Annotated in this window: 14 protein-coding genes; 13 read left to right on the top strand and 1 reads right to left on the bottom strand. The window is 48.8% G+C overall.

Annotated elements, in window-relative coordinates; genetic code table 11:
* The first annotated feature begins 386 nt into the window (after positions 1-386).
* Genes LL912_RS11440 through LL912_RS11425 form a run of 4 tightly spaced genes read left to right on the top strand, consistent with a single transcriptional unit; the run spans position 387 to position 6,984 of the window.
* The gene (locus LL912_RS11440) at positions 387-2,240 is read left to right on the top strand and encodes a class I mannose-6-phosphate isomerase (protein WP_235553705.1); all 1,854 of its coding nucleotides are present in this window, start codon (positions 387-389) and stop codon (positions 2,238-2,240) included.
* A 55-nt stretch (positions 2,241-2,295) separates the two neighbouring features.
* A complete protein-coding gene (locus tag LL912_RS11435; protein ID WP_235553704.1) occupies positions 2,296-3,720 on the top strand; it encodes a sugar porter family MFS transporter in 1,425 nt (474 codons plus the stop codon).
* 13 nt (positions 3,721-3,733) lie between these two features.
* Positions 3,734-4,612 (top strand): ROK family protein, encoded by an 879-nt coding sequence (locus tag LL912_RS11430; RefSeq protein WP_235553703.1) that lies wholly within the window; start codon positions 3,734-3,736, stop codon positions 4,610-4,612.
* 26 nt (positions 4,613-4,638) lie between these two features.
* A complete protein-coding gene (locus tag LL912_RS11425; RefSeq protein ID WP_235553702.1) occupies positions 4,639-6,984 on the top strand; it encodes a GH92 family glycosyl hydrolase in 2,346 nt (781 codons plus the stop codon).
* Between the two features lie 64 nt (positions 6,985-7,048).
* Here LL912_RS11425 and LL912_RS11420 read toward each other — a convergent pair whose 3' ends face one another.
* Positions 7,049-7,846: an SDR family NAD(P)-dependent oxidoreductase gene (locus tag LL912_RS11420; RefSeq protein WP_235553701.1), complete on the bottom strand. Its 798-nt coding sequence runs from the start codon at positions 7,844-7,846 to the stop codon at positions 7,049-7,051.
* Positions 7,847-8,193: 347 nt separating this feature from the next.
* Here LL912_RS11420 and LL912_RS11415 point away from each other — a divergent pair, with 347 nt between their 5' ends.
* The 9 genes from LL912_RS11415 to LL912_RS11375 all read left to right on the top strand — a co-directional run bounded on the left by LL912_RS11415 (position 8,194) and on the right by LL912_RS11375 (position 20,089).
* The gene (locus tag LL912_RS11415) at positions 8,194-8,775 is read left to right on the top strand and encodes a DUF4142 domain-containing protein (protein WP_235553700.1); all 582 of its coding nucleotides are present in this window, start codon (positions 8,194-8,196) and stop codon (positions 8,773-8,775) included.
* A gap of 44 nt (positions 8,776-8,819) precedes the next feature.
* Positions 8,820-9,530 carry a type 1 glutamine amidotransferase domain-containing protein gene (locus LL912_RS11410; protein WP_235553699.1) on the top strand — a complete coding sequence of 237 codons (711 nt, stop codon included), beginning with the start codon at positions 8,820-8,822 and terminating at the stop codon, positions 9,528-9,530.
* A gap of 156 nt (positions 9,531-9,686) precedes the next feature.
* Complete coding sequence (locus LL912_RS11405; protein ID WP_235553698.1) at positions 9,687-9,884, top strand: KTSC domain-containing protein; 198 nt, start codon at positions 9,687-9,689, stop codon at positions 9,882-9,884.
* 58 nt (positions 9,885-9,942) lie between these two features.
* Positions 9,943-10,509 carry a YciE/YciF ferroxidase family protein gene (locus LL912_RS11400; protein WP_235553697.1) on the top strand — a complete coding sequence of 189 codons (567 nt, stop codon included), beginning with the start codon at positions 9,943-9,945 and terminating at the stop codon, positions 10,507-10,509.
* Positions 10,510-10,726: 217 nt separating this feature from the next.
* Positions 10,727-11,464, top strand: coding sequence for a DNA-formamidopyrimidine glycosylase family protein (locus LL912_RS11395; RefSeq protein ID WP_406603607.1), 738 nt, complete (start codon positions 10,727-10,729; stop codon positions 11,462-11,464).
* 258 nt (positions 11,465-11,722) lie between these two features.
* Complete coding sequence (locus LL912_RS11390; protein ID WP_235553695.1) at positions 11,723-13,204, top strand: glycoside hydrolase family 43 protein; 1,482 nt, start codon at positions 11,723-11,725, stop codon at positions 13,202-13,204.
* Between the two features lie 289 nt (positions 13,205-13,493).
* Positions 13,494-14,879, top strand: coding sequence for an IPT/TIG domain-containing protein (locus LL912_RS11385; protein WP_235553694.1), 1,386 nt, complete (start codon positions 13,494-13,496; stop codon positions 14,877-14,879).
* A gap of 102 nt (positions 14,880-14,981) precedes the next feature.
* On the top strand, positions 14,982-18,065 hold the full coding sequence (locus tag LL912_RS11380; RefSeq protein WP_235553693.1) for a SusC/RagA family TonB-linked outer membrane protein: 3,084 nt from the start codon (positions 14,982-14,984) through the stop codon (positions 18,063-18,065).
* Positions 18,066-18,076: 11 nt separating this feature from the next.
* The gene (locus LL912_RS11375; RefSeq protein ID WP_235553692.1) at positions 18,077-20,089 is read left to right on the top strand and encodes a RagB/SusD family nutrient uptake outer membrane protein; all 2,013 of its coding nucleotides are present in this window, start codon (positions 18,077-18,079) and stop codon (positions 20,087-20,089) included.
* Positions 20,090-20,153 lie beyond the last annotated feature (64 nt).

Here is a 20,153-nt window from a genome sequence, read left to right as displayed (position 1 = left end):
TTTAAGAAAGACCGGCAGGGAAGCGATACCGGCAATTATAACAACCACTTTGTATAAAAAATCCAGGAAATCCCACATAGAAACTTTTTTTAAAGATAGGGGATTATCGCGAGGAAACGGAGCAGGGAGGGGACGTATGCCTTCGGGATGCCGTAGTGGATGGGTTCCACATATGAGCGGCAAGGCCGCCGGTTTATAAAAAAGCGGAAAGATTTCGCTATATGTTTAAATGTATGTACATTTGGGCAAAATAATGATCAGCTGCCCGGTTTGCATTATTTTAGTAGTATCGCCTTTCCGGTTGCTGCGCCAGGTTGTGCAGTTAAGTAAGGATTGGTTGGAGACAACAGGTACATATCCGGGCGGCAAACAGCAATACAACGATTATGACTGAACCTACTCAGACGCGCACGGAGACCCGCAAAAATATTCCACAATTGTGCAGAAAAAGCGGGCAGCCATTGATGCCACAGCAAATAAACGGCATCTCTTCCGAAGCCGGTGCGTATTCCATGTACCCGTTTCATTCCCTCGGAGCAAATAAGATCCGGCAGGGATACGCATCCCTTGCTGACTGGATCCTGGAGCAGAAAAAGGTAGTGATCGACGGTTACAGCGGGGTGCTTTGGGAAACCGTATATCGCTCTTTAAATACCGCGTTCCAGGAAAAGGGAGTCCGGGTACATTGGATCTTTACGGATGACTATTTAAAACCCGAGATAGAAATCGACGCTTTGGTAGCCCCTTTTTTAGGAGCGGAGGATGCTGTTTGGGGAACGCGCTGTACCCGTTCGCTATCGGACTTTTTTGATGTGAACCGTTTAGCCGCCATTGAACCCGATGCTACTGCTGACTGTACATTGGTGGTGGGTACCGGTGCTGCTTTATGCGGCTGGGAGGCACCGGTGGTTTACCTGGATGTACCCAAAAATGAAATCCAGTACCGCATGCGGGCGGGGGCGGTTACCAACCTGGGAGCAACAACGCCAACCCTGGCCGCCCGGATGTACAAGCGTTTTTATTTTGTAGACTGGGTAGTACACAACGCGCACAAGAAGCAAATTCTGAACCGGATAACGGTTTTGGGAGATGTGCAATGGGCAGATACCTTAAGCTGGGCGCTATCAGCTGATATCCGTCCCGCATTCGCTCATATGGCAAGGAGCAGTTTCCGGGTGCGGCCCTGGTTTGAACCGGGGGCGTGGGGCGGACAGTGGATGAAGGACCACATACCGGGATTGAATCCGGAGGAAGTGAATTATGCCTGGTCTTTTGAACTGATTGTACCGGAGAACGGAATTGTTTTTGAAAGCAATGGCTGTTTACTGGAGCTGGCTTTTGATTTCCTGATGCTTTGGGATGCGGTCGCGGTTATCGGGCGGCACGCTGATTTTTTTGGAGATGAATTCCCCATCCGGTTCGACTTCCTGGATACCTGGAACGGAGGCAACCTTTCCATCCAGTGTCATCCCCGGCTTTCGTATATCCGGAAACATTTCGGAGAGCGGATTACACAGGATGAAACCTACTATATCCTGGATTGCCAGAACGATGCAAAAGTATACCTCGGTTTCCGTGATGGAATTGAACCCGGAGTTTTCCGGGACGCGCTGGAAAACAGCCACCGGAACCAGGTTGAGGTTCCGGTAGCCGAATTTGTGCAGGTACATAAGGCTCATAAGCATGACCTTTTCCTTATTCCCAACGGAACGGTACATAGTTCCGGAGCCAATAACCTGGTATTGGAGATCAGCTCCACGCCCTATATTTTTACTTTTAAAATGTATGATTGGTTGCAGGTGGACCTGAACGGCGAACCACGGGCCATCAATATAGAACATGCATTTAACAATCTGCGTTTTGATTACAAGGGGAGTTATGTGTCAAAAGAACTGCTTGCCCATCCCCGTCTGATCTCCAATGGCGACGACTGGGAGATCTATCACTTACCCACGCATCCCCATCATTTTTACGATGTGCACCGGGTGGAATTTGATTCCCGCATTTCATTTACTACCGACGAAAGCTGTAATGTGCTGATGCTGGTGGAGGGCAGCTCGGTAACCGTTCAGGTAGCCGGGGAGGAGCGGGTATATCATTATGCGGAAACTTTCGTAATCCCCGAGGCAGCGAAAAGCTATACCGTGATCAATAATGGAACCCAACGCGCTAAAATGGTGCGGGTATTTATAAAAGAATCCATTGATCATTTAAAAATTGATGACAATGATGGTCGTTAAGCGCTGCACTGTGTAATTACAATGAAATATATTCAGAACGATTCAATTTCTGCCAATGCCTGTATCTATTAAACGATCTTCCATTCTTACCATCACCTTCGTGGCATCCCTGGGCGGCTTTCTTTTCGGGTTTGATATGGCCGTGGTTTCCGGGGTACTGCCGTTCCTGCAGAAGCAGTTTTCTCTATCGGCCTTTGAGGAGGGATGGTTTGTATCGGTTGCACTTATTGGCTGTATTGCCGGTGTAGCAGTTTCCGGTGAGCTAAGTGACCGCTGGGGCCGTAAAAAGCCCTTGTTTATTGCAGCGCTGCTCTTTTTTTTATCAGCCCTGGGTTGTGCTGTAATGCCTTCTTTAACCGGGGTAATCGTATTCCGTTTCCTCGGTGGCGTAGGCATCGGTCTGGCTTCAAACGTAGTACCACTCTATATTTCGGAAATAGCACCGGCGCGGATCCGGGGCCGTCTGGTGACCTTTTACCAGTTTGCGCTTACGCTGGGCATCCTGGCTGCCTACCTCAGCAATGCAGGCCTGGTTCGTTTTGCTTCCGGCCATGCGGTACAGGAGCAGGGCCATTGGATGGAAGTGATCTTTGGCGCAGAAGTGTGGCGGGCAATGCTGGGAATGGGAACCATACCTGCCATCCTGTTTTTATTGGGTTTGTTCCTGGTGCCGGAAAGCCCCCGTTGGCTGATACAGCAGGGGAGAACAGCAGAAGGACGGGCTATTATCAATGCCATTTCGCCGGATGATGCAATGGGAGCAGATCAGCAATTACAGGCCGCCGGCACCGAAGGCTCGTACCGGGAACTGTTTGCACCGCGCTGGCGGAAAGCATTGCTGCTGGGTGTCCTGCTTCCGCTGTTTTCACAATTCAGCGGTATCAATGCGATCATTTACTATGGCCCCAGTATTCTGAGCAATGCCGGTGTATCGTTGAGCAACTCGCTGTTAAGCCAGGTGATCTTTGGATTTGCCAATATGATATTTACCCTGATCGCCATGTGGAAAGTGGACAGTGCAGGACGCAGACCTTTGTATCTTTGGGGCACGGCGGGGGCAACCATTGCATTATTCTTAACCGGCTTTTGCTTTGCAACGGGCGCTACCGGTTCAATCTGGTTGCTGATCTGCGTGATGGCCTTTCTTGCCTGTTTTGCTTTTTCGATCGGCCCGCTGAAATTTGTGGTGGCCGCAGAAATCTTCCCGGGTAAGATCCGCGGAAGGGCCATGGCCATCAGCATTATGGTAATGTGGATCGCCGATACCATTGTGGGGCAGGTGACGCCCGTTCTTTTGAAAGCAGTGGGCACAGGTGGGACGTTCTGGATCTTTTCTGCTTTTGGCATCATTGCATTCATCACAGTATTCCGCCTGCTTCCGGAAACGAAAGGAAAATCGCTGGAGCAGATCGAAACGGAATGGAAGGGCGCTGCCACCAAATCAGGGGCAACCTCCGGCGATCCGACTGGTAATATATAATGCGTCTTAAAAAATGAACAACCTTGTACTGGCGGCTGATATCGGGGGAACCCATATTACTGCAGCACTGATCGATGTAGGTAAACGGCAGATCATCAAGTCGTCGCTGATGCGAAAGCCGGTGAATTCGGGGGCCGCCGCCGCACCGGTCATTCGCAGCTGGAGTGCCTGTATGCAGGCTGCTATGCAGGATGCCACGGTCTCCAAGATCTGTATAGCCATGCCGGGGCCTTTTGATTATCATAATGGCGTGAGCCTGATGACGGCCCAGGGAAAATACGATGCGCTGTACGGGCTCAACATAAAGCAATTACTTGCTGCTGCACTGGACAGGGTGCCGCAGCAGTTCTTTATTAAAAATGACGCCGCCTGCTTTCTCCAGGGCGAAATATTTGCCGGTGCTGTAAATGAAAGTTTTGACCAGGTGTTGGGTATTACCCTTGGAACGGGCCTGGGCTCGGCATTTTACAAACAGGGTATTGCAGAAAACGCCGATCTGTGGAAGCATCCGTTCCGGGAAGGGATTGCTGAAGACTATTTATCTACAAGATGGTTTGTGCAGCGGTATGCTGCCTTGTCCGGAAGGGTGCTGAACGGCGTACAGGAGATTGCCGCTTGTGCTGCAACCGATGAAAACATCCCGCTGCTGTTTAAAGAATTTGGAAAGAACCTGGGTGCATTTTTAAAATGCTTTATAGAAATGAATCCAGCAGAAGCGGTGGTGATCGGGGGAAATATTACCAGGGCCTATGAGGCCTTTCAACGGGAAATAGAACTGGTCCTGCACCAACAGTTTCCGCTTGTAACAATCCGGCGGTCTGTATTGGGAGAGGCGGCGGCACTATACGGCGCGGCAGCCAGTTGGCTGAGCCAGGAGGTTGCCGGCAGGTAAGGTTGGTTTATATAAATGATTTAAAGGTGCAACGACATTCATTTTTACTTTCGGTTTATATAACCGCTGTATTTGTTTTACTGGGCAAGCACTCGCTTGCGCAAAAGGATTTTACACAGTTTGTAGATCCGGGAATCGGTACGGCACACTGCCGCTGGTTTCATTATGCACCCGGGGCACTTCCTTTTGGTATGGCAAAGCCCGGACCGGCTACCAATGGAAGCTATGGCAATGCCAGTGGCTGGGAAGCAACGGGCTATGATTACCGCGACAGTTCCATCGAAGGCTTCCCGAATTTTCATGAATTTCAGATAGGCGGTATCGTGTTTGCGCCCATTACCGGGGTCTTACAAACCGTGCCAGGAAAAAGGGAAGCTCCGGATAGCGGCTATCGGTCGCGTTTTGATCGGAAAGATGAGATCAGTACGGCGGGCTATTATTCTGTATGGCTCAAAGACTATCGTATCCGTGCAGAACTAACCGCTACTAAAAGGGTCGCCTTTCACCGCTATACCTTTCCTGCAGCGGAACAGGCCTACATCCTCTTTGATATCGGTAATCAACAAGGAGAAAGCGGGCCTGTAAAGGATGCCGATGTACGCGTGATGCCGGATGGCCGTATTGAAGGTTGGGTAACCACCCTGCCCGCGTATATTCAAAAGTATCAGCCTGGCGCATCGGTGACACTTTACTTCTCCGCAGTGATTGATAAGGCATACAGTGCTTACGGAGCTTTCAACGGAACGGCGATACATGCATCCGTAAAAGAAGCAAAGGGAAAAGGCGCCGGGGTCTATCTTGGCTTTTCCACCAAAGAACAGGAGGCGGTAACCATTAAGGCGGGCCTCTCTTATACATCGGTTGAAAATGCACGGCTGAACCTCGAAGCGGAGGCCACAGGGCTTTCTTTTGATGAGGCCCGTGCACAGTCAAAAGCAACCTGGAATGATCACCTGGGCAGGATTGAAGTAGAAGGTAAGCGCAAAGCCGATCTTGTAAAGTTTTATACCGGGCTTTATCATGCGGTATTGGGGCGGGGGCTTGCCAGTGATGTAAACGGCGCTTATCCAAAAAATGACGGCACCACCGGGCAGATCCCGCTGGATAAAAATGGCCGGCCGCTGCACCAGCATTACAACACGGACGCGGTATGGGGTATTTACTGGAACCTGGCACAGCTTTGGGCGCTGGTATACCCGGAATATTATTCGGATTTTATCAAAAGCCAGTTACTGGTATATAAAGATGCCGGCTGGTTGGGCGACGGCATAGCAAACAGCCGTTATGTTTCGGGTGTGGGTACCAATTTTGTAGGACTTGTTTTTGCATCGGCTTATATGGCCGGCATCCGAGATTTTGATGTGGCGCTGGCTTATGAGGCGGCACGGAAGAATGAGCTGGAATGGAAGCACCGCCCCTTCGGAGCTGGAAAGATGGACCTGGACCGGTTCCGGAGGTACGGATATGTCAACCACCTGGATTCCGGAACCGGCAGCAGTGAACTTTGGCAGTTCTCGGTTTCGCACACGCTGGAATACGCCTTCAGCAGTTACGCCGTAGGGCAATGGGCCCGGATGCTGGGAAAGAAAAACGACCAGGATACGTTGATGCGTTTATCAAAAGCCTGGGAGAAAGTATACGATCCGGCGTTAAAACTGGTGCGGCCCCGGCTGGCAAATGGCCGGTTTGTTGAACCCTTCAACCCGTCCCAGCCCTGGCGTGGGTTCCAGGAAGGTAATGCCTGGCAATACACGTATTTCGTACCCCATGATATCGAAACATTGGTTCGTACAATGGGGGCGCAAACGTTCAACAAGCGGTTAGACAGTATTTTCACGGTCGCGCAAAAAAATATGTTTGGCGGTGGCGCCACAATCGATGCCTTTGCAGGTATCGGAGGTATTTATAATCACGGTAACCAGCCCAACCTGCACACCTCCTGGCTCTTTAATTTTTCCGGCCGGCCGTCGCTTACACAAAAATGGGTACGGGCGATCTGCAACCAGTTTTATGGTACCGGAGGTGTACATGGCTATGGGTTTGGCCAGGATGAAGATCAGGGGCAGCTGGGCGCCTGGTTTGTAATGGCTTCCGTGGGCCTGTTTGATGTAAAAGGGTTAACCGGTTCGCATCCGGAAATGGGTATTGGTAGTCCGCTGTTCGATCGCATCAGGATACGGCTTAGCCCAAGGTTTTACAGCGGCGGCGATTTTGTTATTGAAACAAAAAATAATGACAGTAATCATATTTATGTACAATCCCTGTTGCTGAATCAACAAAAGCTGCATACACCTTTTATACCCTGGCAACAGCTCATAAAAGGCGGGAAGCTGGTATTGGAAATGGGGAATATGCCCAACAACCGGTATTAGGGTCAGCGTATAATGCCGGCTTCTTCCAATCGCCGACGCCGGAGAGCGTTGAATCCGCGATCCTCTATGAGCCTGCAGGTTCCTGGTTTTTCTTCATTTTATCCGCTGCAAGGTCGTCCGGTGTAAGATTATTCATGGCTACATTTAACTTGTTTTTAAATCCGGAAATGACCATATCTGCATTGTTCATAAGCGCATGATACCCATCCCGGGCTACGATGGCCGGATCGGCCAGCTGACTTTTATCCTGAACTGCTTTTGAATCCGTCATTCCAGCCTTGTTAAAAAAGTCGGTGTCTGTGGTTCCCGGCAGTAACGCGGTTACGACAATGCCTTCGTCCTTTACCTCGCTTCGCAACGCTTCCGTGAAGGATTGAACAAACGCCTTGGTGCCATGATAAACGGATTGCCAGGGCCCGGGCGATTTACTCGCAATAGATGAAAGGTTGAGGATCTTTCCATCGCCGCCCTGTGCCAGCATATCCTGGAGATACAATTTGGTAAGCACTACCAGCGAAGCGATATTCAATTGGATAATGGCCAGTTCCCGGTCGATATTGGTATTTTCAAACAAGCCGTACAAACCCTGGCCGGCATTGTTTACCAGGATGTCTACATACAGGTTCTGTTCGGTTGTTTGGCGATGAAGTTCAAAAGGAGCGCTGGGATTAAAAAGATCTTTTACAATGGTAATGATCTCCACCCCTGTGTGACTTAAAGCTGTCAGGGTTTCTTCCAGCTCCTGCTGACTGCGCGCCACAAGAATCAGGTGATGTCCGTTTTCTGCAAATACGCGAGCAAGTTCCCGTCCGATGCCCAGGCTGCCCCCGGTTATAAGCGTGTATTTTTTTAAAGTATTCATAACATTGATTTGGATGGATAATATAACAGTAGCTGCATGCGCGGCGTTAAAGCCATATTGCAGGCTGTTATCCCTACGAATCAATATTTTCAAACATTGTACCATACCGGATGAGCGGGTCTGGGCGGCCGTCGCCGGTAGCATGAAAAAATGCCACGCAATCCAAGGTATATTGGAATTGGGGAAATTGTTCCCCTTTTTTTGCCTTATTGATCCTAATAGTCAACAACAATTTGAGAAATAAAGCATGAAATCGCCTTAAATAACTCAGGAACGGTAATTGTTGATACCACTATGTGTTTGTAAGTTGTAAATCATTTTGGTTAAACCCGTTAAAATAATCGCATATGAAAATCGCAATGAAATTGCTGATCGTTGGAAGCGCAGCGGTGATCTGGAGTTGTAATGGCCAGCAGTCAAAAGACCCCACAACCCGGGCCGATAGTACAAACGAGGAGATGATCGACAGCAGTCACGCTGCCGGTGCCGCTCCGGCCATTGCTGAGAAGGATGCAAAATTTGCCGTAGATGCTGCAAACGGAGGAATGGCAGAAGTGCAGCTGGGCGAAATGGCGCAAAGCCGGGGTGCTGATTCCAGTGTGAAGGCGTTCGGAAAAATGATGGTGACGGATCATTCCAAAGCAAACGACGAGTTAAAAATGATCGCCGCAGGAAAAAACATCACGCTGCCGGCAGCACCGGATAACGAAAAGCAGAAAGTTGCGACGGATCTGTCTTCAAAAAGCGGAGCGGATTTTGACAAAGCTTATATCAAACAAATGGTTGATGATCATGAAAAGACCGTTAAGCTTTTTGAAGACGCTCAAAAAGACGTGCAGGACAGCGATCTCAAGGCGTTTGCTGTAAAAACACTCCCGGTATTAAGAACGCATCTTGAACATGTTAAAGCACTGAAAAAGACAAAATAAGTTCCGGGCCGTTTCTAACCAGGCGCTACACTAAATCTACTTTAATGAATCGTATATTGATGGTGCTGACTTCCCATGCGGGAATGGAAAATACGGAAAGTACCACCGGCGTTTGGCTGGGTGAGTTTACCGACCCGTATTATGAGTTTACGGATGCCGGCTGGCAGGTAACCTTATGCAGCCCTGATGGGGGAAAACCGCCGGTGGACCCTTTAAGTACCGTAACAGAGAATATTACCCAATCCAACCGGCGCTTTATCGACGATCCGGTGGCGAAGGCTGCTTTCGAAAATACGTATACGCTGCGTGAGATAGATCCGACTATGTATGATGCGGTTTTTTACCCCGGCGGACATGGCCCGTTATGGGACCTGGCTTCAAACGAGCTTAGCGGACGGCTGATCCTTCATTATTTGACAGCCGGGAAACCGGTTGGTGCGGTTTGTCATGGTCCGGCTGCATTGATCATGGCTGCAGAGCTAAAACCATCATTGCTGGCCGGCAAAAGAATTACCGCGTTCACCAATGAGGAAGAAGTGCTGGCATTACGCGCCAATCATATCCCCTATAAACTGGAAACCAGGCTGAAGGAATTGGGTGCGGATTTTCGTAGTGCAGCCTTGCCTTTTGTGAGCCATGTGGAAGTAGATGGCCTGCTGGTAACAGGGCAGAACCCGCTTTCTGCAGGTGCTACGGCCCGAAGGTTGATTGGCCTGGTAAATGAACAATCCGAAAGTTTATCCGCTCATAAATGAAATAGCGCGTTTTGATGTGTAGGTCGGAAAGCTGTTCCAGAAATTTTTACCAACGGTCCGGTAACGTTAGCACTGACTGTAAACGCTTTTAAAATCGGCATTTTTTTTGGTTGGATGGGCATAAGAGGTGTATTAAGCAGCCGAAAAACAGGAGTCATGCCTTCCACCGTTATTGCACACTTCAATTATCATGCTGAAACAAAAACACTGAAGATCCGTTTTGTTTCCGGGGCAGTATATGATTACTATGAGGTGCCCGAAACCATATACCAGGAATTGAAGACGGCCTCAAGTAAGGGTACTTATTTCAACCAGTATATAAAAGATGTTTACCCGTTTGAACGCAGGGCCTGAGCTTTTGTTTCTACAGATCCCGGATAAATCAAATATCTAAAAATAAAAAACAGGAATTATGGCAGCTACTAAGAAATCGACACAAAAAAAAACAACCCGGTCTCAAAAAAACAACGGGAACATGTCTGAAGCGGAATCGGCATTGATGGAGCTATTTGTGGATGAAATAAAAGACATCTATTGGGCGGAAAAACACCTGGTAAAAACATTGCCAAAGCTTGCGAAGGGTGCCGCATCTGAAGCTTTAAAAGATGCAATTAATGAACATCTGGAAATAACCAAAACGCATGTTTCAAGACTGGAAGAGGTTTTTGAGTTACTGGATAAACGGCCGCAGGCAAAAAAATGCGAAGCCATGGAAGGGCTGGCACAGGAAGGAGCCAGTGTGCTTGAGGATACGGAAGCCGGAACTGCCACACGGGATGTTGGAATTATTCTTGCGGCACAAAAAACAGAGCATTATGAAATCGCAACCTATGGAGGGCTTTCGGTACTGGCCAAAACCCTGCGCCTGATCGATGTAGCGAATCTGCTGGATCAGACGCTGGCGGAAGAAAAAGAAGCCGATGAAACATTGACCAGCATTGCTGAAAACAGCGTTAACATAGAGGCGCTGGAAGAATAAGAAGCGCATCGTCTTTCAGGTGGAAAGGGCTGGCAAAGTCTGTTGCCTGTAGCTCCGTTGTTCCCGGTCAATTCTGCATATTAGAAGAAAGCAGGTCGAAGAGCGGGAACAACCCGGGAGCGGACAGCATATGCATCCGGGCGATCACCGGACGTTCGTCTGCTCCCGATACCTGAAATAGCGTTGGTTTAAAGCCTCCCTTAAAGAAATAGCCGCTTTGCCTGAAGGTCCATCCATATTATTGATGAAAGAAGTACTGCAACCGTTTGCAGGTGCACGGATCACCAATGCGCGGGGAAATGCCAAAATAGATATGGGAGTGCTGAAAGGAAAAAAGCTGATTGAAATAAAAACCTTTGGAAAGCAAACCTTCCTTGTTTTGGATACTGTAAGTGTCAGGATCCATCTACTCATGTTTGGCTCCTATAGTGTTAACGAACAAACAAAGCCGGATAAAAGCCTGCGCCTGGCATTGTTTTTTAAAACGGGTGCCATGTATTTTTATACCTGTGCCATAAGGCTGGTGGAAAATGCATTCCTGGAGACGATCGACTGGAAGGCCGATGTTTTAGGCAGCGACTGGGATGCCGGCCATGCCAGAAAAAAATTAAAGCAACTGCCTGATATGATGGTTTGCGATGCCTTGCTGGAGCAGGATGTTTTTTCGGGAGTAGGAAATATCATCAAAAATGAAGTGCTGTTCAGGATCGGGGTGCAGCCGGAAAGCTTGGTAGGAAGCTTACCTTCTACAAAACTAAATGCAGTGATCACAGAGGCCCGGAACTACAGCTTTGAATTCCTGGAGTGGAAACGCGCATTTGTATTAAAGCAACATTGGCTGGTGCATACAAAACGCATTTGCCCGAAATGCGGAGCGCAACTGGTAAAAAAGTACACGGGTAAAACGAAGCGGCGTAGCTTTTATTGCACTACAGATCAACGGTTGTACAATTAAAGAACCATTAAAAGCAGTTGTGCCCAGATTTTACCGGCGCCTTTTTATCGGCCTGCCGGTATGGGGCTTACCTGCCTGTACTATGAATCGCCTGGCATGCGCTACCCTGAAAACTGCAGCTTTTATTTCGGGTAGCCTGGAACGATTCGACAAAATATTGAACAAAATAATCCGCCGGTATTTATTTTCTTCGCTGCACTTTACATCCGGGTGTAATGCCTGGAGAAATTGTTCAATTCAGCGTTAGAAATATTTGAGATGCGTTTGCCACTATTGTTTTTTTTGTTCATTCTTGCCATTTATTCAAATGCCCAGCAATTGGTATTACCGGGCGATCACCCCGATCCTTCCGTGGTTAAAATAGGCGATGAATACTGGGCCGCAGGTACCACTTCAAACTGGTTCCCGGCGTTTACGTTGTATCGCTCCAGGGATCTTGTAAGCTGGACGGCTGCAGGGCACGTCTTTACAAAGATGCCGGGTTGGGCCGGCTATTATATGTGGGCTCCGGAAATTAGTTATGACAACGGTAAAGTGTACATTTATTATGCTGCACGTAAGAAAGAAGGAAGTATGTGTATTGCTGCAGCCGTTGCTCACCAGCCGGAAGGTCCGTATCGTGATCTTGGACCTTTAATGTGCGAGGCGGATGGATCGATCGATGCGTTTCCTGTACGGGATGAAAAGGGAAAGTTGCATATCCTGTGGAAAGAAGATGGGAATAGCGCAGGAAAACCGACTCCTATCTGGGCAGCCGAAATGAAAGAGGACCGGACGGGCCTGATTGGAAGAAAAAGGGAACTATTCAGGGCTGATATGCCCTGGGAGCGGGGCTTGGTGGAAGGTGTGTCTGTAATCAGGCACCGGGATTATTTTTATGCGTTTTATGCCGGTGCGGCATGCTGCGGCAGAACCTGTAGCTATGGTACCGGAGTGGCCCGTTCAAAAAGCCTGTATGGCCCCTGGGAAAAATACCCGGGGAACCCGGTACTGATTGGAAATAGCAAATGGAAATGTCCGGGACATGGAACCCCGGTTGAAAAAGATGGCCGGTTTTATTTCCTGTATCATGCATATAGCACCGGCAGCGATGTATACGCCGGGCGGCAGGGCCTGTTAAACGAGTTTGAATTTACTGCCGATGGATGGTTGCGCTTCCTGAATCAACCCGATGAGACAGAAGCAGTAATGAGTCATACCATTAACGATCATTTTTCAGCAGACCGGCTGGCTGGTAACTGGCACTGGAGCATCTTCCGGGAAGTGAACTGCTCGGTTGCCGGAAATACATTGAAGCTGCAGGCGCTGCCTGTTGCCTGCGGCGCCTATATTGGTCAATCTGTTTTAACCTCCGATTATGAAGCACAGGTGACACTGCTTGGTAAATCTTCTTCAGCAGCCGGACTTGCATTGATTGGTGATGACCGGAATATGGTTGCTGCAACCCTTTACAACGGTATGCTACGTTTGACGCAATTAAAGCAGGATAAAGCGGAGGTGCTGGCAGAAAAGAAGATCAATAGGCCTGTGCGGCTTGTATTTAAAGTGAAGGTGGTAAATAATACGCAGGCTTTTTTTACGTACAGTATGGATGGCAGGAAGTTTCATACATTAAATAACCTGCCGGCGGATATTTATTACCTCCCTCCCTGGGACCGGGCCCTGCGTGTGGGATTGGTTTCGAAAGGAGATATCGGAAACGCCGCATTTTTCAAAGATTTTGTTTTAAAAAACCGATAGCTGTATGGCGCCCGCGGCATCCTGCAGGATTGCGGTTGGCGATTTTGGAACGATTCGACAAAATGTTGAACAGAATATATCGGGTGTATTTATTTCCTTTGTTCGATAATGAAGCTAACTGAAATAGCTTGCCTTTTTTGCTCAGACGCATTGTTTGTAATTGAAGTTTTATTTCAGGGCTTAACGAAAGAAGAACTGTTTATTGAAATCCAGGAGATTCAAAAATAGTGTATTGCGGATGCAGGTCCGCCCAGCCATATATTGATTTATAAACACGAGATAACGCCATATGAAATTTCAAAAAAGAAAACATTGCTTTTTCATGTTCTTGCTGTTTTTCGGCAGTTTTTTTCATGCCTGCAAAGACAAGGATTTAATCAGGACGGATAATTATGATCCGGGAAAACCCACGGTGTTTACTGATTTTTCACCAAAGCAGGGTGCCATAAGAACCCGCCTTTATATCTATGGAGATAATTTTGGGACCGATGTTTCCAGGATACATGTATATATCGGCGACAAGGAGCTCAAAGTAGTAGGCGCTAATGGAAAGCAGATCTATTGTTGGGTTCCCGGTCAAACCAATACCGGGCAGGTACGGGTGGTTATAGATGGCGGCTCTGCTACGCCGGTAGCGCATACATTTAAGGATGTCTTCACTTACATCAAAAGTACCACGGTGGGTACACTGGTGGGTAATGTGGATGAGTTGGGCAACTCTTCCATCGTGGATGGAGATTTTGAAAATGCCCGGTTTTCTTACCCGGCCTGGGTAACCTACGAACCGGAAAGCAATGTGTTGTTTGTAACAGAGCTGGATCGCGCGGTAAGAAGAGTTGATCTGAATGCACAAATGGTATCAACCCTTATTACCAACGGACAGGCGGCCTTTACCAAGATGCAGACCACCACGCTTAGCGCTAACAAAGACACATTGTTTCTTTCAGACGACAACGGAAATCTTACCAGCAGAACCAAGGTTGCAGTGGCGTATACCCTGCGTTCGGAAAACTATCGCCGTGTACATCCCTATATTTATGACCCGGCCTGCTTTTCCACAGCTCCGCATCCGGTAACCAACGAGATGTTTTATAATGGCCTGCAAGGCATCGGTATCAAGAAAGCGATACCGGACCCGGTAACCGGGGAGCTAACCCCGAAATTACTGTTCAGGGTAGGCGGCAGTACCAACCAGTCTTCGTTGATTTTTTTCCATCCCTCCGGTGACTATGCCTATATCGTATCATTTACCCGCATTTATAAAAGCATTTACAATTGGCAGACGAGGGAACTGGAGCCGCCTATTCTCTTTGCCGGCAGCGCCACTGCAGGCGATGTGGATGCTATCGGCACTTCGGCGAGGATCGGCAGGGGATACCAGGGTGTATTTGTAAAAAACCCGGCTTATGCCGGGCAGGCGGATGAATATGATTTTTATTTCTGCGACCAGAACAATCAAAGCATCCGTACACTGTCGCCCGCCGGGGTGGTGAGCACGTTTGCAGGCAAGGGGAGTCCCACACCCGATGGCAGCGTTAAAGGTTATATCGACGGCGACCCAAGGAAGGAGGCTCGTTTTGCAGATCCGACCGGAATTGATTATGACGCGGAACGTAAAATCTTCTATATCGCGGAGCGCGACAATAAACGCATCCGTACTATAACCGTAGAATAAAAACCACTGTTGATCATCTTTATTTTTAACCAATTGTCTTGATGAACGAAGTCCCCCAGGTTTTAGGGATGAAACTGCCAGGCAATTACTGAATACCGATTAATGAGACAAATTGTTTTTATACTGATAGCGATTGTTGGCATTGCTGCCGGCGCCTATGCGCAGGATACTACCCAGGTGGCTGTTACTATTACCGGTACGGTGCTCAATGAGCAGCATGAACCGATGCAGGGTGTAACCGTTGCCGTTAAGGATCAGCCCGGGCTGGGTATCAGTACCAACGAAAAAGGGGCCTATACGATAAACGCTAATAAATACCAGTGGCTGGTATTTTCTTACGTGGGCTACGAACAGCAGGAGATCCTGATAAAAGATGCCTTGAAAATAAATGTAACATTAAAGGCATCGGAACAAAAGGCCATGGATGAAATTGTGGTAACGGCGTTGGGCCGGCAGAAAAAGGCCACGGTGACTGGTGCCATTACTACAGTTGATCTTACTACGCTTAAAACACCCACTTCCAGCATTACCAATGCACTCGCGGGTAACGTGTCCGGGGTGCTGGCCATGCAGGGAAGCGGGCAGCCAGGCAGTAACTCCTCCGAGTTCTGGATACGAGGTATCTCAACTTTTGGCGCAGGTACATCCGCCCTTGTATTGGTGGATGGTTTTGAAAGAAGTCTCACCGAAATAAACATAGAGGACATCGAAACTTTTACCGTGCTTAAAGACGCTTCCACCACGGCTATATATGGTTCCCGCGGAGCAAACGGAGTGGTGTTGATTACTACCAAAAAAGGGAAGATGGATAAGGTTAGTATCAATGGTAAATACGAAGCCTCCTACAATACCCGTACGTTTACACCTAAATTTGTAGATGGGTATACCTACGCCAGCCTCATGAACGAAGCCCGCATCACCCGGAACGAGGAGGCGTTCTATTCCCCTGAGGATCTTACCCTGATCCGGAATCAGTTGGATCCTGACCTCTTTCCTGATATTAGCTGGATGGACCTGTTCCTGAAGCCCGGCGCGTTTACCCAGCGCACCTCGCTCAATTTTGACGGCGGCGGTGCCCTGGCCCGTTACTTTGTATCCGGCAGCTATATCAATGAAGGTGGCATGTACGAAACCGATGAGAACCTGAAAAGCTACAACACCAACGCCAATTATAAAAGATGGAACTACCGCGCCAACGTAGATATGAACCTTACCAAAACAACCCTTGTGCGGGTGGGGATAAGCGGTTCTTTGGGCAAACAAAACCTGCCGGGGGGAACCTACAACGAAATATGGGCCTCACTGATGGGACAAAACCCGATTTCCATTCCCATTAAATATTCTAACGGTAAGGTAGCCTCCCGTGGCGGCGCCGAAAAGCAGAACCCCTGGGTGCTTATTACCCAACAGGGCTATATTGAAAACTGGGAAAACAAGATCCAGACCAATGTGACCCTGGAGCAAAACCTTAAATTTATCATGCCCGGCCTGCGCTTTGTAGGGCGTTTCGGTTACGATAATAACAACAAAAACTATATCCGCCGGATGAAATGGCCGGAGGGCTGGATTGCCGAGCGGCAGCGGGAATCCAACGGGGATCTCCGGCTAAGGCGTACCATTACCGAACAATTGCTTACTCAGCGGTCTGAAGCTAGCGGGGACCGGGCCGAAACCTTACAGGGAGAGTTGCACTATACTAAAACGATTCAACAGCATACCCTGGGAGGCATATTGCAATATACCCAGGAGAAAAAAGTGAATACCTCCAATTATGGCACCGATATTATGCAAGGCATAGAACGTCGTAACCAGCGTGTGGCCGGCCGGTTTACCTATGGTTACCAGTCGCGGTATTTCTTCGATGTTAACTTTGGATACAACGGTTCTGAAAACTTTGCCACGGGCCATCAGTTCGGGCTGTTCCCCGCTGTTTCCGGTGCCTGGAACGTAGCCGAAGAGAAGTTCATCCAGGATCACCTGAAATGGATGGATATGTTCAAGATCCGTTATTCATACGGAAGAGTGGGGAACGATTATATCGGAGGCAGCGATAATCAGCCGATCCGCTTTCCCTATCTTGCTTCGTTTACCGATTCTGCCGGCGGATATAACTGGGGCGATCTCGAAAGCGGAAATGCATACTCCGGTCTTACCTATTCAAGGATCGCATCCAATACCATTACCTGGGAAGTGTCAACAAAGCATGATCTCGGGCTTGACTTTTCTTTTTTTGGCGATAAGTTCAGCGGTGCCCTCGATTATTTTCATGAGCAGCGCGATGGGATTTACATGGAGCGGCAATACATTCCGGATATAGTGGGCCTTCGGGGGCAGGATCCCCGGGCCAATGTAGGCTCTACCCTATCGAAAGGTTTCGACGGACAATTGAAGTTTTCACAGCAGATTAACAAACTGAACCTGACCGCGCGCGGTACCATGACCTACAGCCGGAATGAAATCCTGGAAGCCGATGAACAGTATAGCAATTACCCCTACACCACCCGTGCCGGATTTAGGGTAAATCAGAACAAGGGACTGGTGGCCCTTGGGCTTTTTAAAGATTATGAAGATATCCGCAACAGCCCGACCCAGAATTTTGGCAGGGTTGCCCCCGGCGACATCAAATACAAGGATATCAACGGCGATGGTACTATTGACGACAATGACATCGTGGCCGTAGGCGCCACCCGCTATCCCAACCTTGTGTACGGTTTTGGGTTGTCTGCCAACTGGAAAGGTTTTGATGCCAGTGTACTGTTCCAGGGAGCCGGCAAGTCGTCGTTCTTTATCAATGGCTTTACCGTATATCCTTTCAGCCAGGGCGACTGGGGCAATATCCTTACAGATGTGGTAACCTCCAACCGTTGGATCCTGGGTGAAAATGAAGACCCTAACGCCGGCTATCCCAGGCTGAGCTATGGCGGAAGTGCCAACAATTACCGTGCTTCCTCTTACTGGCTGCGTGAAAGCTCGTACATGCGGGTAAAAACGGTGGATGCCGGATATACTTTTCCAAAGATCTTTACCAACCGGATGGGCATAAAAACAATGCGTGTTTACTTCCTGGGCACCAACCTGCTTACATTTTCAAAATTTAAGATGTGGGATCCTGAAATGAACAGCACAAACGGCCAGGCATATCCGCTGGCTAAAACATTTACATTGGGGTTAACCATAAACCTTTAACATAAAAGGCCATGAAGAAAAAACAGATCATAATAGGCATATTCCTGACAGGAGTAATGGCCTCTTTAGGTTCCTGCCGCAAATATCTCAGCGTGGAACATTACTTTGATGACCGCCAGAGCGAGGAGCGCATCTTCAACAGCAAGGATTATACCGAACAATGGCTCGCCAACGCCTACAATGCGTTACTGAATAACAACCTGGAAATGGGGAACACCGGTAATAACATTACCAATTATTCAGACGATATGTACTTTAACGAGTCGGGCGGAGGCAATGGTGACCGGTACCGCAGGTTTAAATTCGGGGAATACGACCACACCTGGCTTCAGTCCTGGTCGCAATCCTATGGCGGCATCCGCCAGGCGTCGGTCATGATTAACCGCATGGCTGAGGGCGGCACATTCACTGCAAAGGAAGTAGCGGGTTATAAAGCGCAGGCGCGGTTCGTACGCGCTTACCTGTACTGGCTGTTGTTGCGCAAATATGGCCCGGTGCCGATTATGCCCGATAAAGGCGTAAACTATGATGACAGCTATGATAACCTGTCGTACCCCCGTAATACCTACGACGAAGTGGCCAATTATATCGCCGGGGAAATGGCTTTGGCCGCAAAGGATCTTCCGTTGAAGCGGGACAACCGCAATATTGCCCGTCCAACACGTGGCGCCGCACTGGCTACCCGTGCCAAAGCACTGCTTTTTGCTGCAAGCCCGCTGGCAAACGGCAATACCGAAATGGCCGATTTTACCAACGATAAGGGGAACGCATTAATTGCGCAGCAATATAACGAAGAAAAATGGGCGAAAGCAGCAGCGGCCTGCAAGGACGTAATCGACCTGGGCACGTATAAATTGTACACCGCGGTGTTCAAAACCCGGGGAACCACGGACTATCCGGCCACGATTCCTCCCCCATATCATGCTGAATATTCTGAAAAGAATTTTCCCGATGGCTGGGCCGATATTGATCCCTTCGAATCTTACAGATCATTGTTCAATGGAGAACTGTATGCTTCTGAAAATCCGGAAATGATCTTTACCAGGGGTGATAACCAGATCAGTTCAGAAGGAGGCGTGATGGCCCTGGCAAGACTCCAGATGCCAAAAACCGGGGGTGGTTATAATTCGCACGGTCTAACCCTGAAGCAGTGCGATGCCTACGCTATGAACGACGGAACGCCTTTTGACCGCCAGGAAATACGGAGCAAATACGGGGCTAACATGTTTGTACAGCCCGATGAAGTAAACAGCTTTAAGCCGTTGCTGGCCAATGTATGGAAAGAGTTTGCCAACCGTGAGCCGCGCTTTTATGCTTCGGTGGCTTTTAGCGGCGCACTTTGGACCATGTCCAGCGCGGTAAACAACCTGCCCACCGTTACCAACCAGCAAATCTTCTATTATCGTGGTGAATTCAATGGCTATATGAACGGTGATACCTGGTTGCCCACTGGTATTGGTATCATGAAGTTTGTAAATCCCAAAGACAATAACAGTGGCAACGGCGGGCGGATCTTTCCAAAAGTAGACCTGGCCATTCGTTATGCAGACATCCTGCTGATGTATGCCGAAGCGCTCAACGAGCTGGGTAGCTCCTACAATATTCCTTCATGGGACGGTAACACCACCCATGCCATATCCAGGAACACAGATGAAATGAAAAAAGCCCTCGGGCAGGTACGCATCCGCGCGGGCGTGCCCAATTATGATATGATTGTATATAACAGCAGGGAAGCGTTGCGTATAAAAATAAAACATGAACGGCAGGTGGAACTGCTGGGTGAAAACCAGCGCTACTATGACCTGCGGCGCTGGAAAGACGCACCGGGGGATGAGGCTGAGCAGATATACGGCTTTAATACTTTTATGACCAGAGATCAGGCCTCTCTTTTTTACACGCCCATACGCGTACCGCTCTTACAAACTACGTTCTCCAGGAAAATGTACTTCTGGCCGGTCGACTGGGATGAATTGAAGAAAAACAAGCGCCTGACCCAGGCACCCGGCTGGCCTTCATTTGATTAATTTAAAAACGGTTGGATCTTGTTATATAAACGTCTCTGCCCGTCTGGTGAGGCGGGTGCCAGAT

Source organism: Niabella agricola, assembly GCF_021538615.1.
Lineage (GTDB): Bacteria > Bacteroidota > Bacteroidia > Chitinophagales > Chitinophagaceae > Niabella > Niabella agricola.
The sequence above is the reverse complement of the archived record's forward strand: the minus strand, read 5'-3'. Positions and strand labels throughout refer to the sequence as shown.

Coding starts and splice junctions, on each gene's coding strand:
- LL912_RS11435 (WP_235553704.1), top strand. CDS start 2,296: ATGCCTGTATCTATTAAACGATCTTCCATTCTTACCATCACCTTCGTG.
- LL912_RS11375 (WP_235553692.1), top strand. CDS start 18,077: ATGAAGAAAAAACAGATCATAATAGGCATATTCCTGACAGGAGTAATG.
- LL912_RS11390 (WP_235553695.1), top strand. CDS start 11,723: ATGCGTTTGCCACTATTGTTTTTTTTGTTCATTCTTGCCATTTATTCA.
- LL912_RS11410 (WP_235553699.1), top strand. CDS start 8,820: ATGAATCGTATATTGATGGTGCTGACTTCCCATGCGGGAATGGAAAAT.
- LL912_RS11400 (WP_235553697.1), top strand. CDS start 9,943: ATGGCAGCTACTAAGAAATCGACACAAAAAAAAACAACCCGGTCTCAA.
- LL912_RS11415 (WP_235553700.1), top strand. CDS start 8,194: ATGAAAATCGCAATGAAATTGCTGATCGTTGGAAGCGCAGCGGTGATC.
- LL912_RS11420 (WP_235553701.1), bottom strand. CDS start 7,846: ATGAATACTTTAAAAAAATACACGCTTATAACCGGGGGCAGCCTGGGC.
- LL912_RS11405 (WP_235553698.1), top strand. CDS start 9,687: ATGCCTTCCACCGTTATTGCACACTTCAATTATCATGCTGAAACAAAA.
- LL912_RS11440 (WP_235553705.1), top strand. CDS start 387: ATGACTGAACCTACTCAGACGCGCACGGAGACCCGCAAAAATATTCCA.
- LL912_RS11430 (WP_235553703.1), top strand. CDS start 3,734: ATGAACAACCTTGTACTGGCGGCTGATATCGGGGGAACCCATATTACT.
- LL912_RS11380 (WP_235553693.1), top strand. CDS start 14,982: ATGAGACAAATTGTTTTTATACTGATAGCGATTGTTGGCATTGCTGCC.
- LL912_RS11385 (WP_235553694.1), top strand. CDS start 13,494: ATGAAATTTCAAAAAAGAAAACATTGCTTTTTCATGTTCTTGCTGTTT.